Below are 16,275 nucleotides of genomic sequence, written 5' to 3' on the forward strand. Positions count from 1 at the left end.
GCTTCGAGCGCATGCGATAGCAGTTGTCTATGCCTCAAGGATGGCGCGCTCGAATGACCGCTTAAGACAGGACAACTCACAAGAGACCAGACGGCCTGATCGGCAGCAATGGTCCGGACCTGTCTGGTTTTGGCCAGTTGCGCTGCTCTTGGGCAACCTGCCTTGCTTTCCTGTGCCTGGAGATGCGACCAGGCCCAAAGGAGCACCCACTAAGGTTGCCGTGGGAACTGGCCAGAGGTGGGCCGGCATACGCGCGGAGAAGAGCCCTGTCTGGTGGTAACCCGATCACATCCGAAGCAAGGTCTTGATCGCGCGGCGCTCATCCATGGCGCGGTAGCCTTCGGCCACATCGGCCAAGGGCAGGCTCTGGTCGAAGACGCGTCCGGGGTCGATCTGGCGGGACAGGACCAGGTCCATCAGATGTGGCAGAAACCGACGCACGGGGGCAGGACCACCCATGAGTCCGACCTGCGCAAAGAACAGCGCCTGGCCGTCGAGTTCAACCCCATGGGGGACGCCGACAAAGCCCACCGTGGCGCCGGGCCGGGCGACACGCAACGCCTGTTGCATCGCCTCTTGCGTGCCCACGCATTCCAGCACGGCATCGGCGCCGATGCCCCCGGTCAGGGCGCGAAGCTCTGCGATCCCCGCCTCTGCGCGGGCCTGCACGATATCGGTGGCGCCATAATGCAGCGCAAGGTCCTGGCGGGCCTTGTGGCGGCTCATGGCGATGATCCGCCCCGCGCCCATCTGCTTGGCCGCCAGCACCCCCATCAGACCCACGGCGCCATCGCCCACCACGGCGACCGTGGACCCTGGCAGGACTCGCGCCGCGTCCGCCGCATACCACCCGGTGCCCAGGACATCCGAAGCCGCCAGAAGCGAAGGGATCAGGTCCTCGCTCGGCATCTCGGGTGTGGCGACCAGGGTGCCATCAGCCAACGGCACCCGGGCATAGGGGGCCTGAGCGCCTGACATGAACTCGCGCTGATTGCAGGAGGACTGGAACCCGTTGCGACAATGCGGACAGGTGTTGTCCGAAAGGCAGAAGGATCCCACAACGAACTGGCCGGGTGTCACGGTCTTGACCTCCGATCCGATCTCGACCACCACACCGCAGTATTCGTGGCCCATCGGCATCGGCGCGCCGACGGGCTGCAAACCGCGCCAGGGCCAGAGGTCAGACCCGCAGATGCAGCTGGCCGCCAGCCGGATCACCGCATCGGTGGGTTTCAGGATCTTCGGCTCGGGGACCTCTTCGAAGCGGATATCGCCGGGGGCGTGCAGGACGGTGGCGCGCATGGGGGCTCCTATTGGCCGAGGTAATCGGCGTCGGTGACGGCTTCGGCCCAGGTGACGGTCTCGCCGCCCTGGACCTCGTGGATGGCGATATGGCTCATGGCCTGGTCTGGCGCGGCGCCATGCCAGTGCCGTTCATCGGGGGCAAAGGTCACGACATCGCCGGGGTGGATTTCCTCGATCGGGCCGCCGTCGCGCTGGACGCGGCCGAGGCCCGCCGTGACGATCAGGGTCTGGCCAAGCGGATGGGTGTGCCAAGCGGTCCGGGCGCCGGGCTCGAAAGTGACAAGTGCGCCTTGCACCCGGTCAGGGGCGGCGGGGTTGAAGAGCGAGTCGATCCGGACCTCGCCGGTGAACCAGGCGGCTGGTCCCTTGCGGGTGGCGAGGGCGCCTGCGCGGGTGATCTGCATCAGTCTCTCCTTGTTCGGTGGGTCAGGGCTGCCAAAAGGCTTGCGGCCAAAAGGGCAACGACGGCCAGCATGAAGGTGGCACGGACGCCCGCCGCGTCAAAGACCAGTCCTCCCACCGCCGCACCGCCCATGATCGCAGCCTGAATGACGGCGACCTGCAGGCCTCCACCCGCCTCGGCCTGCGCCCCAAGCGCCCGCGTCATCCAGGCACCCCAGCCGACCGGGGCGCCCGTGGCGGCAAAGGACCACAGGATCAACAGGGGCAGCGTGGGCAAGCCCGCCAAAAGGCCAAGCGCCAGCACAGCCATCACTGCGGGAATACCGATCAACAGCGCATAGGGCAGGCGCGGCAAGGCACGAGCCACGACCCAGGTCCCCGCAAGACCTGCCAGCCCCATGGACAGGTAGGTCAGCGACAGATCAGACCCTCGCGCCTCCAGATGGGGACGCAAGTAGGTGAAGAGCGCGAATTGGCCAAGGAAGAACAGGCAGGTCGACCCCATGCCCAGGGCGATATGCGGCTGCGCCAGAAGGCCCAGGGGGGCTTTTTGCGCGGGGCGTACTGGCAAGGCCGGCAAGTGTCGCGCCAGGCCCCAAAGCGCGAGACCTGCCAGCGGCACCAGCACGAAAAAGGCCACCCGCCAGCCCCAAAGATGCTCGACCGAGGCGCCAAGCGGCGCGGCCAGGATGGAGGACAGGGCAACCCCGGCATTCAAGGCGGCCAGGCCGCGCGGCACATTGCCCGCCACCCGCATCACCACCGAGGCCGACAGGGACCAGAAGCCTCCCACTGCGACGCCCAAAAGTGCTCGGCCCGCCATCAGCACCGGATAGTTCGGCGCCAGCGTCACGACGATGCCGGACACGACCATGGCCAGCGCAAACAGCCCCAGCGCCCGCTTGCGGTCAAGTGCCCCCACAAGACCGGTGATCATCAGGCTGGTGACCACCGCAAACAGCCCCGAGACAGAGATCGCCTGGCCCGCCTGCCCCTCGGTGATCCCAAGGTCGCGGGCGATGGGGGTCAAAAGCGCCACGGGCAGGAACTCGGAAGCGACCAGGGTGCCGGCACAAAGCGCCATCGCGGGAATTGCAAGGTTGCGTGTCATGCACATTGCATATCGCAGGACGATCGCGATGATTAGCCCAAGTAATCCGCTTGCATTGATCGAAAAGGGACATGAATGACTCCGCCGCTGAATGACCTTCTGTGGTTCCAGACCCTGGCGCAGGTGCTGAACTTCACGCGGGCAGCGGCCAAGCTTGGCGTCTCGCAATCCACCCTGTCGCACCGGATCAAGGGGTTGGAGGCGGCCATGGGGCTGCGGCTCTTCAACCGCACCACCCGCGCCGTGGCCCTGACCGAGGCGGGCGAGCGGCTCTACCATGCGCTTGCCCCAAGGATGGAAGAGATCGAGGCCGAGATCACCAGCCTCATGGCCCTGGGCGAGCGCCCGGCGGGGCGGGTGCGGCTGACCTTGTCAGACCATGCGCTGAACCTCCTCTGGCCGCGGTTACAGGCCTTCCTGGCCGCCCATCCCGAGATCGCGCTGGAATGCAACCTGGACAACGGCTTCCGCGACATCGTGGCAGAGGGATTCGATGCCGGGATCCGTCTGGGCGAGAGCCTTGAGGCAGACATGGTCGCGGTCCGCGTCTCGGCCGATTGGCGGCTGGTGACTGTGGCGGCCCCGGCCTACCTCGCACGACGGGGGGTGCCCGGCCATCCCCAAGAGCTGATCGGGCATGATTGCATCAACCACCGGCAGGCGACCTCGGGCGGGCTTTATGGCTGGGAGTTCACCAAGGCCGAGAAAAATTTGCGGGTGCGGGTCGAGGGGCGGCTGACCTTCAACTCGACCTTCCCGATGCTGCGCGCGGCCGAGGCGGGACTGGGTCTCGCCTATCTGCCCGAGGACCTGGTCGCGGGCGCTCTCTCCGCGGGATCCCTCGTTCCGGTGCTGGACGACTGGTGCCCGCATTTCCCGGGATATCATCTCTATTTCCCAAGCCGCCGCCGCAACCTCCCCGCCTTCCGCACCCTTGTCGAGGCGCTGCGCTGGCGGGAATGATGCGCAATGCGCCGGCGGAAATCTCGCAGAAGACGCCAGAATGGGGCTGGCGGCCGAACGACTGGTTTGCGCCAGGAGCCAGGTCAGCATGACAGGCAGCTTTGGGCCGAAAAGGTCGATGATAACCACGCTTTTTGCAACCGGCCCACAACGCCCTTCGCGATGTGGACCGAGGTGCCAAGGCCCGATTAGCAGTAAACCCCGAACTCGATGCGGACGAGATGATCCCGCACCGCTTGAGTGCCAGCCCGTGTCGAGAGCAGAGCCAAAGGCACATGGCCATCAAGGCTCGACACTGGTGTTGATAGCCAATCCAGGGCCGCATCGGCGGAGCCGAAGATCGCGACTACATTTGTAAAGACCGCGAGGAGGGATAAGGCGACGTCGCTGGCGGTTGGGCCGAGGCGCCGCTTCGAAGACGGCACCTCGATAAAACCAGCCACAAGGCTCGGGTCGACACCAAGGCTTCTCAAATGCCTGCGAATGTCCTTAGCACGGATCCCCTTTTGGATGACCTTGTGGGCGGCCAGCAGGTCGGCCGGTGTCGAGCCAAGCGGCAATTCCGGTCTGCTCTTGGATTTCATCCCTCAGTCCTCCAACCGGATCAGCATCGCATCTTCACGAATACCTCCCCGCGAGATCCACTTATCTCGCAGCCCGTGGTCATAATGACTAAGGCGGTAGAAGCGCGACCAGGTCCTTGCCCAGCCTTGCCCGCGCGACACTTGGAAAAGAGGAGAACTGCGCATCCTGCCAGCAAGGCGAAGAAACGGATGGCCCTCGACAACCCCGATTAATACAGGACAGCCTTGGTCGATCACGGCGCACCAGGGATCAAGCAAAGGGGCCTTTCGCAGAGCAGGCGGCGCAGGGGTCGCTTTGCTCAGCGCCTCGATCTGGCTCAGGAAATCGTTGATGTCCAAGTGCCTGTTCTTTGGCACGGTCTGTTCCGCAAACACGATCAGATCCAGGAGCATCGGGTTGTCGTGCAAGACATCCTGCAGGCTCGAGGTCTTCAACGCCGCCCTGACCTTTTCGATGAGAGATGCGAAGGGCCTGTGGGGCATGACCGGATCGGCGGGTTCCATTCCATTGCCCCCCGTCAATTCAGCCGCGGTTTGTTCTCGAGGGCGAGAGCGCGGTCGATCATGCGCAGCACCATCCGAAGGGACAGGGATCCTGCCCCACCACGTCTTTCGATGAGCTCTTGCACGATCCCGATGCCCATCTCCGACAGGCCGCGTCTATGCCCCACGCGCTCCGAGAAGGCTATCAGGTGTTGCTTAGTTGGCAGGTCAACATGGATAGGCGGGCATCGGCTTCTCAAGGGGGCTGAAACCGGTGCGATGTCGTTGGCGGTCAGGATATAGCTCACCAGGGACATGTCGAACGGGACTTCGAAATAAGGACAGCTCCATTTGCTCGCCGTCGAGGGTTCGAGGAGGGGCAACAGGCCGTTGCAGAGGTCGAAATTCCGCCCTTGGTTGCTGGTCACGCTGCCGGCCTTCTCGACTTCGTCGATGATGGTGATCGGATTGCCGACCTTTGTACGCAAGATCGTGTTGACCAGGCGGCCGGGGGCGCTGTTGCCCCACCCTTTTTGGCTGCCCAGGATCCCGAAGCTCGCGCTTTCGACCGTCGCTTCCACCTCGACCGATGGCGTGCCGATAGCTGATGCCAAATGCCGCGCCCAGGTGGATTTGCCTGCGCCCGGGGGACCCACCAGAAGGATTGGTGAAAAATGGAGCGCGATCCATCCCTCGCGGACTGAACGGCGCGCATCGTGCCACACTTTCTCGGTGGCCATGTTCATCCACGGGAATTCCGCATGCAGTTCTGCCGCAATCTCATCCGCGCGGTGTTCACTGGCAAGCCGGACAAGATTGATCCCGTCCCGGAGTGGAAGCAGCCGCTCGCGATCTTCTTTCTTCAGATGAGCCAACCCCGAAGCGGCCTGTCGGCGGTCCGTCAGCTTCCTAGCGCGGCGCGAAATCTTGTCACAGTCGTCTGGGACCAAGTGGACCACGGGGCTTTGGCCAAATCCTGACAGTTCGTCAAAGAGGGTGCCTTTCCCTTCTTCGACCTCTTTCGATGAGTCAGGCGGATTGATGGCGCGGGCGCGCCGGAGTTTGCGAAGAACCTCTGTCAGATGGCTCTCGAGGTCCCAGCTGGTTTGACTCGGAGGAAAAGGACATTTTACGAAGCGAAACGTTGGCATGACGGCACTCTCTTGACAAAGCGGGGCTGCTGACTGGCCTCAGGACAATCAGGCGGGCTTTCTGGATGATGGTGATTGGCTAGGCTTTGTGGCTCTTCAACAAAGCCCCGGCCGGTCGCGCAAGCGCGGTAAGGTCGTTCTGGACATGGTGTTCATCCAATCAGGCGGGCAAAGCTTCCCTCGCGCCCGCAGTTGCGTTCGTTGTCGGCCGCAAACGAGGTCCCTTGACGGAAAAACTGGAGTGCGGCGGTGGTTAAAGTGATTCTGTGGCCTCACGCTAAGGCGGGGCGGCAGCAGCCGTCAACCCGGAAACCGAAGCGGGATATAAACTAAGTACATGTTTCTGAACAATATATTTGCGAATAATGGAGGTCTGACAAAAGGCTCAACGTTCTCGCCGTAACGGAAAAAGTTGGTCTACCCCGGCGATGACTTGCCAGAAAACAGCGTGGCTCAGCGTAAGAGCCACGGTCTGAGGGTGCCGATGATTTCCTCGGTCCTTGTGTTGCACCACGATGAAGGAGCCTTACTCACTTCCGTGGAACAGGCACTGACCGATGGCGTGCCCACCAAGGCAAACCTGCTGAATCTGTCGCAACGCAAGATTGACGGCAAGATGGTTTCCGGTCCACCGCTGGACAAGCCACAAACAATGGCCCTGCATCGCGAACCCAAAGCTAATGTCGAATGCAACGATGGTCTGCGTTCCTAGATCGCAGGACTCCGCTTTGCGACATGACCCCGCCGTCGACGCCATCGTCATCTTGGCTCCCGAAGCTTGACCACCGCCTTTCTCGACCGCCTCACCCGCCGCTGCCAAATCCTAGAGACTGCGAGCGACAGCTTCCGCTTCAAGGTCAACTCAGCCGCAGCAGCGCGAAAAAAGAAGGGGCGTAACTGGACCTCGAGCCCAGCATTCGCCGAAATCCAAAATCAGACGTGGCTCACTTCTCGGTGGAAAAACGGGCTCAGTTCTGGCTGTAAGTCAACGGCAGGCTCTCCGGCTGCGGATCCAGCGGGGCAGCCCTGCGGTGACGATGCGTGTTTGCGAAAAATGCCAAGCGCCATCCCTTCTGAACTTCCCCTGGGTTCTGTCGGCAAGCAAGGGCGAGGGCTTGCCTGAACGGTGATAGGGGCGCGGCACTCCAATCCCCTGCTGCACCCGACAACGCATCGGACAATCCGGCGCCAGTTCGTCGCGCCCGACTATCCGTATCAAGCTCTCGACCAACCCGGCGATTTGATGAAAAACAGGGCCGCAGAGCATTTTCAGCGAGATACCGGCTCGGACTGCCGCATGAAAGACCGTCTCGGGGTGCCCTCGCCTGCAGAACTTGCCGGCATGCCAGACCGTGTCGGGATCAAACCAGACAGGGAGCGAGCCCCGCTGGCGGAGCGCGGCGTTGTCGTTGGGCCAGATCGTCGTGCGATAGCGGGCGGCATGAAGGTTCGGCAGAGTTCCGATCTAAAGTTTTGTATTTAAACAATTAATTTCCATAGCCGCCTTGGGCGGCGACGTCTGTGCAAATCAAGAATGCGGGGCGCCGGGAGGAACCTCAAGCTGCGGATGGCTGCCACATGAAGAATTTACGGAAAAAGTTTTACCGTAAACTTGACACGTAATCTATTGGGTGGCATAACGCTCCCAAGGTCACTTCAAGAGGATAGCTTCCATGGCGACAAAAGGGGAAATGGTGCGGGCGCTTGCCCTGTTGTTCGACCTGAACCCCAATAAGGTCGACGCCATGACGCGTGCCATGGCGCGTGTCGGGCTCCGCACCCCTGGCGGGCGTGGCCGGGCCGCAGCGGATATGACGGGGGAAGATATCTTCCATCTCACCTTGGCCCTGGTCATGGGGCTTGAGACCAAGGACGCGCCTGAGGCGGTGCGTAAGCTTTCTCAAATGCGGTTGGTGCGTGGGTTCATGATTCTTGACGACTATATCCAGTGGGAAGCCGATGGCCATGAGGGAAGTATGAGTAAGCTGTTTGATGCCCTGAACCGGCCGCCTGTGGCTGGCCTCGAGCTGCATCGCGCCTTTGGTGCTTTCTGCGGCCACTGGCTAGAGGCAGGGTTCCGCAATTCTGATGATGGCTTCGGCCCTGCTGTGGTGTCTGTCGTGATCAGTTCAACCGGGCCGCATGCAGTCTTCTCGCACGAATCCGACAAAGGCAGTTTGACGATTAGCTTCGGCGCTGCGGCCAATGATCTGAAAACACCGGAATGGGAGCGGCGGACGATCCTATCCGACCAGCTCTTCCGGCGGCTGTCAGATATCGTTCATAACGGCGGATCCTGACCTCATCCGGACGCCTTCTTAGCACGAGAGCCGGATGATTGGCCGAATTCGATTCGCGAAATCGGCGTGATTTCATGACTTGCGCCGCCTAATCGGCGTGTTCTCACAACTATCCACAGAGTTATCCAGATGAAAATGACCAATAAAGAGTTTTCTGCAGCCTATAGCGCCCGCGTTTCGCGCGCTGCTGAGGCCATCACGGTCATCTTTTCGCACAATCTGCTGGATGCTCTGAAAATCGGAGGTGCGCCCCTTTCCGATCTTGAGGCCGGAATTTGCGAAAATTCGGCCTCCCAACCCCTCCAATCCAGGCGGGCTGGATATCGTGAATGGGCATCTTCTATGGGTAATTCCCGAATACGCGGCTGATTTCCTGACAGGGTTCTGATCTCTCAGTTCCAATCAGGATGCAGGCGCCCATCGGAAGAAACTGTCCATAGAGGCTCACACACCTAAAACCAGCTATAGGCGCTTCGCGCCCGAATGAACCGTGCGAAAGCCCGATCCGTGGCTTGCACCCGTCGCTGAGCATGATGCTGGCACTGGGACAAGCAAGGCTCTGCACAAACTTCGAAGATTGCCAAAGATCACCACGGCTCGGGAATTTCAATTTCTCGGGGAGGGAGAAATCATGTCTGAACTTTCTATCGGTGGCGGCATCCGCCTGCCGGAACACAGCCGAGGCGACCGTGCCACCCAAGTCGGTGCGACCCAACATTTCACCGGGTGTATCGTCTTGGGCTCCGGCCCTGGCATTCGCACCGGACTCGAAAGCCATCTCGAGTTGCAAGCTGCCCTGATCCTGGCGGCGCGGCCCGAAGTGCGTGACCTCGTTGAACAGGTCCGCTTCGACTGGTTCGACGAAGACGGGGAATTCCACAAGCACTACATCGACCTTGTCGCCACCGGGCAAGACGGGATCGTCATCGGCTATGCAGTGCGTCCCCTGGGGCGGGTGAAAGACGCCTATCTGGCGCAGCTGGCCCGCGTCAAGGAACAGGCCATCGCGCAAGGGGTTTTGGATGACTTTCGTTTGTTCACGGAACAGGATGTCTGTCCGGTTGAACTCTTCAATGCGAAGCTTTTCCATTCGGTGCGGCGGCCGGACCAGTTTGGCGACCCCGTCGCCCAGGATGTCGTCGGCCGGATGACCGGCGTAGCCACGATCGAAAGCCTGGTCGAGCAGACCGGCCTTGACGGGATGGGTTTCCGTGCGCTCGTTCGGCTGATCCGGTCCGGACAGCTTCAAATGGTAAGTTATGAGCGTATCGGCCGCGGCTGCCTGGTGTTCAAGACGCAGGAGGTCTGCGCATGACTTTCGATCGTTCCCAGAGCAAGGATCCGGTTTCGCCCCGCCGCAAGAGCTCCAAACGGGGCCACTCCGCACCTGCTGATCGTCTTGAGCAAGATGACGTTGGGGCCGCATGGTTGGTGGCACCTTTTTTACCGGCCCTGTTGATCTTTGACGGTGGCACGACTTTCCGGAGCCGGAAGAGTCTGCAGGTCGGCTCTGATCTGGCCGCATCGGCCGACGACTGAACTCAGGGCGGCAGGCGACGCCGTCCACCCAGCAACCCGCTCTCTCTTGAGCCATGCCTCTTCCAAGCGGTGCCTTTCGGGGACCGCCCTCCCTCCTGCTGCCTTGTGCGACGTCAAACATCTGAAAAGGACCTTGAAATGGATCTCTCCTTCTCCAACGAAAACACCCGCTATGCCTTTGGCCGTTTCGACCGTGTCACCGTGGACGGCATGGCTTTCCGTCTCCACATGGAAATGGAGGTTGGGGTGGTCATGACCCAGGATGACGACACGGGCTTCTCCAAGCAGTTCTCGCATCAAGACCTTTCCCGTTTGGGAAGCCTGGGCCGGATCCGCGTCGAGCGGAACTATTTCAATCCGGCCGCTGCGCGCAAACGGCAACTGGCGCATGGCGTATCGCTTTCGGCGCTCTCCGAGCGGCCGCTGCGCCGGTTCGTTTGCAAGGATGCTTATTGCCAGGCGGCAATCGACATGCACCGCGAGAAGCTGATGAACTTCACCGACGCATCCATTAAGGCATCCACGGATATGTTGGTGGGGCGTGCGGCACAGCTGGCATCCAAGCATGCTCCTTCTGGTGCCATGCATATTCTGCCCTCGGAGAACATGGGGGAAGCGCCGAGCCCTCGGACGCTTCGCAGGTGGCTTGCAGAACGCAACGATTTGAACCTGGTCGGCCATCTGGACAATATGGATCGGCGCGGATGGCGGGGAACCCGTCTCGATCCCGAAGTTGCCTGCATCATGCACAGGGAAGTTCAGGGGTATCTCTCCCGCGACAAGCCGACGATCCAGCACATCTACGAAAATGTTCAATTGGCCATTCGCGAACGCAACGAACAACACCCCGAAGAAGATCAACTCAGCGTACCGAGCCGTGAAACCGTTCGTCGGGCGATCCGTGCTTTGGACCCTTTCCGCGTCGAAGTCGCCCGTAATGGCGAGGCGGCAGCCCGCAAAAGGTTCAGGCCTGTTCTGAATGGTCTTGGCGTGACCCGCCCTCTGGAACGCGTCGAGATCGACGAATGGACGGTGGACGCCTCGACCTTGCTCGAGAGCACCAACATCTATGGCATGCTTACCGATGACGAGAAGCGGCAACTCGGCCTCTATATCAAAGGTGACGAGAAGGACCCGAATTACAAGGCGAAAGTCAAGCGCCGGGATCGCTGGACCCTGACCGCCGCGATCTGCTGTGCCACGCGCTGCATTGTCGGCATGGTCCTGAGCCGGTCCGCGAACTCCGAGGCGGCCGTCCAACTCTTGCAAATGATCACGACCAACAAGGGGGCATGGGCGGATGCGGTCGGGGCCCTGACGCCCTGGGACATGCACGGCACGCCTGAGCTGATCGTCTTCGATGGTGGTTCTGCCTTCATTCGATGCGCTTCCGCATGACGGCTGAAGATCTCGGCGTGATGTGGGAAATGGCGATGAACGATGTGCCGGAAAACCGCGGCACGCTCGAGCGTTCCTTGGGCAGCTACGCGAGCGATTTCGCGCCGCGTCTGTCAGGACACACGTTTTCCAGCATCATGGAAAAGGGTGATGCGGATCCCGAGAAGCGCGCCGCACTCACCCTTGACGATTTCACCTTCGCGCTCCTGCGTTGGGTGATCGACATCTACCACAACACGCCCCATCACGGGCTGGGCGGGGAAACCCCTGTGAAGGCATGGCGTCGCCTGTCGAAGCTTCACGGCGTGACGCCGCCGCCGGATGCGGAGATGATGCGCCTGTGCTTCGGTCACCAGCGCGAATATCGCCTCGATAAGACCGGAATCACCATTCTGGGTGTGCGGTACCAGTCCGAAGCTTCCCAGGAGCATTTCCGTCGCGAAAATCCGGAAAACGTTTCGGTGCGCTGGCACCCCAAGGACATCGGCGCCATCTCGGTCAAACGGGGCAAGACCTGGTACGAGGTGCCTTCGCTTGACCCGTCGCTGCGGGGCGTAGCAGCCCAGACCTGGCTGACGGCTGTGCGTCATGTCCGTGACGCGAACCCGAAGTCGAACCGCCTCGACAACGTCGCCGTCCGTGACGCCATCAGGGCGATCCAAGCGCGCAACGAAGCGGCGATGGCTGCAGCCGGTCTCAACCTCGAGGACTGGTCCGAGGAACACTGTGCGAAGGAAGAAAAGAAGCTTCTGGCTGGTATCGAGTTCGTTGAGCGCAAGGAATTGCGCCAGGCAAAAGACGGGCTCGGCATGGAGATCCCCGCATCCTCCGAGCTGAGCGTGGCGGCTGAGAAACCCAGCGCGCGGGTAACGCCCAGCAAACCCACGAAGCGGGCGACCCAAGGGCGCCGCGCGACGCCCGCAACTTCCCAATCCAACATGACCATCGAGGAAAACTGATTATGGCACCGGCTGATACCGCAAAATTCGCCCTGGAACGTGTCCGCAGCCTTCACATCGGCTCCGCGCGTGATGCCGAGGCCGCCATGCACACGACGCGCCTTCTTGCCACGGACGAACAGGGGCAGCTGACCCCTGTCGCCAAGCGCTTCACCCGCACCGGAGAGACACGTGGGGTCATGCTGATCGGGGGGCCCGGAAGCGGCAAGTCCCACCTGTTGGAGCGTACTCTGTCTAGGATCCAGGTGTTGCAGGAGGGCGAATACGGGCGGCCGCGCTATCTCGGATGTCCGGTGCCGAGCCCCGCGACATTCAAGAGCATGACGCTCGCCCTGCTGGAGGAGAGCGGCTATCCCGATGCGAACCCACGCAAGGAAGCCTGGTCGCTCTGGCAGGACTTGCGTCATCGCTTGCAGCTTCTGGGGATCTCGGTGCTCTGGATCGACGAGGCGCAGGACCTCTTCTGCGCGGACCGCAAGTTGATCCTTCGGGCGCTGAAATCCCTGATGCAGGGCGACGATGCCGTCATCGTGGTCTTGTCTGGCACGGAAGACCTTGCCAAGGTTATTCGCACGGATCCGCAGGTGCAGCGGAGGTTCACCGCGATGGTGCTCCCCGATCTCGTCGAGCAGGTAGACGGCGACAGCTTCCGCGATGTCATCACGCAATACTGCCAGCGTGTCGGGCTTGGGGCGCCGATCGAAGCGGACCTTATCGGGCACATCTTCCATGGGGCACGCTATCGGTTCGGACGTGCCCTCGAACTGCTTCTCCATGCCATGGAAATCGCCATCGAGCGCGGCGACGACGACCTGGATATCGGGCATTTCGCGGCTGCCTACGCGATGAACGAGGCCTGCACAGCTGCCGATAATGTCTTCTATGCCGAGTATTACTGGCTCTTGAAACCCGATGAGGTCGAGGAGGATGTGGATCCTCGTCGGAAAAAACAGTGAGGGCGGTTTCATGAGCATGCTTTTCCCTATGCTGCCCTTCGCCGATGATGAGACCCCTCTGTCCTGGGCGGCCCGGCAGGCTGCCCTTCACACCCGTGGCGGCGTTCTATCGTTCCTGACGGATCTCGGCATTCCCCTCATTGAACTCGCACGGGGCGACGAGCAGGCGGTTCTGCGGCTCTGCGACAGGGCAGGGCACGACCCCGCAAAGGTGCTGCGCAACACGATCGGCGCAGTTGGTGGGCGGCGCTACCGGCTGCGGGGGCTGGAGTTCTCGGCTGAGTTCACGACAGGTCCTGTGACAAGGATCTGTCCTGCCTGCTTGGGCGAAGATATGACTGGCACGCGTTTGCCCGCTGTCGCAATGCGTCATCGCCTCTTTTGGCGCCTGGCTCCGGTGCGGACCTGTCCGATCCACGGTTTCGCGCTCCGGGATCTGCGGTCGGGGAAATGGGATGACATCGCGCATGAGCTCCAGGCCATGCGGAGCTTGATCGTTGCCGCGCAGCAGGTGCCGCCTGTTGTCCGTGTGGTCTCGCCGCTGCAGGCCTACGCGGTGGCGCGCCTGGAGGATTGCCCCGGGCCGGCATGGCTGGACGGTCAGGACATCGACCAGGCGGTGCGTGCCACCGAGATGCTGGGCGCCCTCGAGGCCTATGGCCCGAAGCTGAAAGCCTCGGACATGAGTGAGGATATGTGGGATGCGGCCGGGCGCGCGGGCTGGCCAATCGTGTCAGAGGGTGGTGCGGCGATCCGTGGGTATCTCATGGCGCGCGTTACAACATCCGGAGAGAAGAATGCTACACCGCGCGCGGCCTTTGGCATGCTTCATGCCTGGCTCTCCGGTAGCCGGCTTTCCAAGAACCCGGGGCCAATTCGCGATATGCTCCGAGATGTGATCCTGGAGACCACCCCGCTCAGCAAGGGACACATGCTCTTGGGCAAGCCCGTTACGGATCCACACCTCTGCAGTGTGGCGTCAATCGCAAAGTCTGAAGGTCTCGACGGCAGAACGCTGCGCAACGTCCTGCAGGTCGCAGGGCTGCTGAGGCCGGAAGGGGCGGAGCAGCAAAGCAACCCGATCGTGGTCGACTACACCGCAGCGCGCGATCTGATCGACGTTGTGAAGCATGCTGTCCCGGTGACCCGTCTGCCGAGCATGCTCGGAGCCTCCCGCCCGCTGATCGCTCTTCTCATTGAGATTGGACAATTGCAGCGTGTGCAGGATCACCGTGCCCTGGCAAGCAAGATCGGCAAGGCCGTGGATGGCCGTGGCGTGAAGCCGATCCTTCGGTTTCTGGAGACGCGCTTTCAGGCAGTCGACGAGGCGCCCGAGGGCTTTGTCCACCTCTCCAAATCGGCCGAGAAATCCCGCGCTCGAGTGAAGGTCATCCTCGAACCGATGTTCCTCGGCCATCTGAAGCGGGTCTACCGGGTGACCGGCGCACACGGGTTTGCCGCGGTGGTCGTCGATCCGGAGGAGATCAAGGCTCTCCTCGAAACCCTTCCTGTCGGCCTCTCCGAGGACTCGTATTTCCTGATGGACTGAGCCAGAGAACCTGACATTTCCCATGAAACTTTGTCGTGCCGCCTTCGGGTGGCATTTTTTTTACGGGCTTTCGATGGTCATTTTCTCTGGGTGAAATGGCCATCTCGTGGCCCCAAGGCGTGTTTCGGTGATTCCGGTCTATATATTTCAATGGCTTGTGGTGCGAGGAGAGCGGCCAGTGGACAATAACTTGTGGGCCCGACATTTTCGGACCCACGATAAAATGTCCATTTGTCGGATGATTTGACCATTCCGGCACAGGATGAATGACCACCGGCTGCGATGCGGTCGGTGGTCATCTTATATATCAATGGCTTGGGGGCTGGTGGACTTGCGGACTTTCGTCCTGCTGCCCAGGCTCCCGGCTTCGGCAACGGGGCGGTCTCACTCAAACCGGATTTGCGCAGGCCCCGTCGCCCCCGGCTTTGCGCGATCGCCTGACCCACCGCTGCCCCTCGGCATCGGGCTCGAACCGATGGCGCCACGATGGTTCGACATGGAGACCGGCAATGACGTCTTCCGCTTCAAGGCGAGCTCCACCGTCGCGACCCGCAAAAGCAGGGAGGCAACCCAGCCATTGACCCAAGCCTGAACTCCGGACCATAGCCCTCGCCTGGGTCACGTCCCGATGGAAAACCTGGGTCAGTTCTGCGCAAAATTTCACAACCAATCCCGTCACCGCAAAGGGCGAGACCTGGCAGCGGCGTTTCGAGGAGCGCATCTTCCGCTCGCGCCTTGCGGCGACGGCGCGGAGATCACGGGGAGCTTCTCCCTTCACCTTCCGTCTCGGCCCGACGGTCGAGGCAGGTGAGTTGCCCTATCCGGCGGCGTCCGGAAATCAGGGACCACTGCCTTTGCCGGGCTGGCTGGTGCCAGTGCTGGTGCCAGTGTCGATCGCGCGCGCGCAGGTGATCGACGACCTCCTCCGCTTCGGCGTGAGGATCCTGACCCCTGCGACCAGGGGCCTCCTGGTGCATTATCGGGGCTGGCTTGCCGAAGTCGGGTCAGAGAGCAGGGCCGAGGCTGAGATATCCAGCTAACGTGACGCATGGCGCGAGATCGGACTGCGTGCGGCGAGCCGCAAGTCGACTTCAGAAAGCCGCCCTGCGCGGCGATCCGATTTCGGTCGACACTCCCGGCCCAAAGCTGCCGGTCGCGGTTCGCACCGACGCCATTTGATTTTTTCCGATAGCGGTCATTCCGCGGGGAAGACCTGGGACTATGGGCCGGGGCTTGTTCTCCGCTGGCTCCAACCGATGAGCGCCGCGCCGACGAGGGCCATTGCCCCTGCGGCGGCGAAGCCCGGGCCGTAGCTCTGATCGCTGGAGAAGGCCCGGAAAACTCCGGCCGAGATCAGCGAGGCCGTCACCGAGACCACGTCCAGAAGCGAGGTGGACAGGCCGACCTGGCCCTTGATCGTGTCCTGCATGACGCTGATCGTCAGGCTCACCAGCGCCGCCGTCGCCACCGCATTGGGGATCTGCAGCCACAGGACCTGGGCCGGGGTGCGGGCGAAGACCATGGCCACCAGGTAGGCCGCGTAAAGGGCGCCGTTCAGCACCAGGACGCGCTCTT

General features: G+C 62.0%; 19 protein-coding genes. 11 read left to right on the top strand and 8 right to left on the bottom strand.

The window, feature by feature from the left end; genetic code table 11:
• Positions 1-285 precede the first annotated feature (285 nt).
• Genes GV832_RS18145 through GV832_RS18155 form a run of 3 tightly spaced genes read right to left on the bottom strand, consistent with a single transcriptional unit; the run spans position 286 to position 2,818 of the window.
• Positions 286-1,302 carry a zinc-dependent alcohol dehydrogenase family protein gene (locus GV832_RS18145; RefSeq protein ID WP_168776302.1) on the bottom strand — a complete coding sequence of 339 codons (1,017 nt, stop codon included), beginning with the start codon at positions 1,300-1,302 and terminating at the stop codon, positions 286-288.
• Between the two features lie 8 nt (positions 1,303-1,310).
• Positions 1,311-1,709, bottom strand: coding sequence for a (R)-mandelonitrile lyase (locus tag GV832_RS18150; protein WP_168776303.1), 399 nt, complete (start codon positions 1,707-1,709; stop codon positions 1,311-1,313).
• Positions 1,709-2,818 (bottom strand): MFS transporter, encoded by a 1,110-nt coding sequence (locus GV832_RS18155; protein ID WP_227754519.1) that lies wholly within the window; start codon positions 2,816-2,818, stop codon positions 1,709-1,711. Before GV832_RS18155 ends, GV832_RS18150 begins: the two co-directional genes overlap by 1 nt.
• 75 nt (positions 2,819-2,893) lie before the next feature.
• On the opposite strand from GV832_RS18155, the gene GV832_RS18160 reads away from it, so the two are divergent.
• On the top strand, positions 2,894-3,781 hold the full coding sequence (locus tag GV832_RS18160; protein WP_168776304.1) for a LysR family transcriptional regulator: 888 nt from the start codon (positions 2,894-2,896) through the stop codon (positions 3,779-3,781).
• A 188-nt stretch (positions 3,782-3,969) separates the two neighbouring features.
• Here GV832_RS18160 and GV832_RS18165 read toward each other — a convergent pair whose 3' ends face one another.
• Genes GV832_RS18165 through GV832_RS18175 form a run of 3 tightly spaced genes read right to left on the bottom strand, consistent with a single transcriptional unit; the run spans position 3,970 to position 5,999 of the window.
• On the bottom strand, positions 3,970-4,365 hold the full coding sequence (locus GV832_RS18165) for an Xre family toxin-antitoxin system antitoxin (RefSeq protein WP_168776305.1): 396 nt from the start codon (positions 4,363-4,365) through the stop codon (positions 3,970-3,972).
• A gap of 3 nt (positions 4,366-4,368) precedes the next feature.
• Entirely contained in the window at positions 4,369-4,869 is a 501-nt protein-coding gene (locus GV832_RS18170; protein ID WP_168776306.1) for a DUF6634 family protein, read from the bottom strand.
• 14 nt (positions 4,870-4,883) lie between these two features.
• Positions 4,884-5,999: an AAA family ATPase gene (locus GV832_RS18175; protein WP_168776307.1), complete on the bottom strand. Its 1,116-nt coding sequence runs from the start codon at positions 5,997-5,999 to the stop codon at positions 4,884-4,886.
• A 412-nt stretch (positions 6,000-6,411) separates the two neighbouring features.
• Between GV832_RS18175 and GV832_RS18180 the strand changes: the two genes are divergently transcribed.
• On the top strand, positions 6,412-6,711 hold the full coding sequence (locus tag GV832_RS18180) for a hypothetical protein (RefSeq protein ID WP_227754520.1): 300 nt from the start codon (positions 6,412-6,414) through the stop codon (positions 6,709-6,711).
• A 273-nt stretch (positions 6,712-6,984) separates the two neighbouring features.
• Here GV832_RS18180 and GV832_RS22575 read toward each other — a convergent pair whose 3' ends face one another.
• A complete protein-coding gene (locus GV832_RS22575) occupies positions 6,985-7,464 on the bottom strand; it encodes a transposase (RefSeq protein ID WP_168776318.1) in 480 nt (159 codons plus the stop codon).
• A 208-nt stretch (positions 7,465-7,672) separates the two neighbouring features.
• Here GV832_RS22575 and GV832_RS18195 point away from each other — a divergent pair, with 208 nt between their 5' ends.
• From GV832_RS18195 to GV832_RS18235, 9 genes are all read left to right on the top strand, one after another.
• Complete coding sequence (locus GV832_RS18195) at positions 7,673-8,299, top strand: hypothetical protein (RefSeq protein ID WP_168776309.1); 627 nt, start codon at positions 7,673-7,675, stop codon at positions 8,297-8,299.
• Positions 8,300-8,428: 129 nt separating this feature from the next.
• On the top strand, positions 8,429-8,668 hold the full coding sequence (locus tag GV832_RS18200) for a hypothetical protein (RefSeq protein ID WP_168776310.1): 240 nt from the start codon (positions 8,429-8,431) through the stop codon (positions 8,666-8,668).
• Between the two features lie 262 nt (positions 8,669-8,930).
• The gene (locus tag GV832_RS18205; protein WP_168776311.1) at positions 8,931-9,614 is read left to right on the top strand and encodes a PDDEXK family nuclease; all 684 of its coding nucleotides are present in this window, start codon (positions 8,931-8,933) and stop codon (positions 9,612-9,614) included.
• Entirely contained in the window at positions 9,611-9,838 is a 228-nt protein-coding gene (locus tag GV832_RS18210) for a hypothetical protein (protein ID WP_168776312.1), read from the top strand. Before GV832_RS18205 ends, GV832_RS18210 begins: the two co-directional genes overlap by 4 nt.
• Positions 9,839-9,976: 138 nt before the next feature.
• Entirely contained in the window at positions 9,977-11,236 is a 1,260-nt protein-coding gene (locus GV832_RS18215) for a TnsB C-terminal domain-containing protein (RefSeq protein ID WP_168776313.1), read from the top strand.
• Positions 11,221-12,195, top strand: coding sequence for a Mu transposase C-terminal domain-containing protein (locus GV832_RS18220; protein ID WP_168776314.1), 975 nt, complete (start codon positions 11,221-11,223; stop codon positions 12,193-12,195). The genes GV832_RS18215 and GV832_RS18220 overlap by 16 nt, the downstream gene beginning before the upstream one ends.
• Positions 12,196-12,197: 2 nt before the next feature.
• Positions 12,198-13,151 (top strand): TniB family NTP-binding protein, encoded by a 954-nt coding sequence (locus GV832_RS18225; protein WP_168776315.1) that lies wholly within the window; start codon positions 12,198-12,200, stop codon positions 13,149-13,151.
• The gene (locus GV832_RS18230; protein WP_227754521.1) at positions 13,123-14,700 is read left to right on the top strand and encodes a TniQ family protein; all 1,578 of its coding nucleotides are present in this window, start codon (positions 13,123-13,125) and stop codon (positions 14,698-14,700) included. The genes GV832_RS18225 and GV832_RS18230 overlap by 29 nt, the downstream gene beginning before the upstream one ends.
• A gap of 602 nt (positions 14,701-15,302) precedes the next feature.
• Positions 15,303-15,740 carry a DUF4166 domain-containing protein gene (locus GV832_RS18235; protein WP_168776320.1) on the top strand — a complete coding sequence of 146 codons (438 nt, stop codon included), beginning with the start codon at positions 15,303-15,305 and terminating at the stop codon, positions 15,738-15,740.
• 179 nt (positions 15,741-15,919) lie between these two features.
• On the opposite strand, the gene GV832_RS18240 is transcribed toward GV832_RS18235, so the two are convergent.
• On the bottom strand, positions 15,920-16,275 hold a 356-nt coding region (locus GV832_RS18240; RefSeq protein ID WP_227754522.1), incomplete at its 5' end, for an MFS transporter.

It is taken from the genome of Stagnihabitans tardus (assembly GCF_009925085.1).
Taxonomy (GTDB): Bacteria; Pseudomonadota; Alphaproteobacteria; order Rhodobacterales; family Rhodobacteraceae; genus Stagnihabitans; species Stagnihabitans tardus.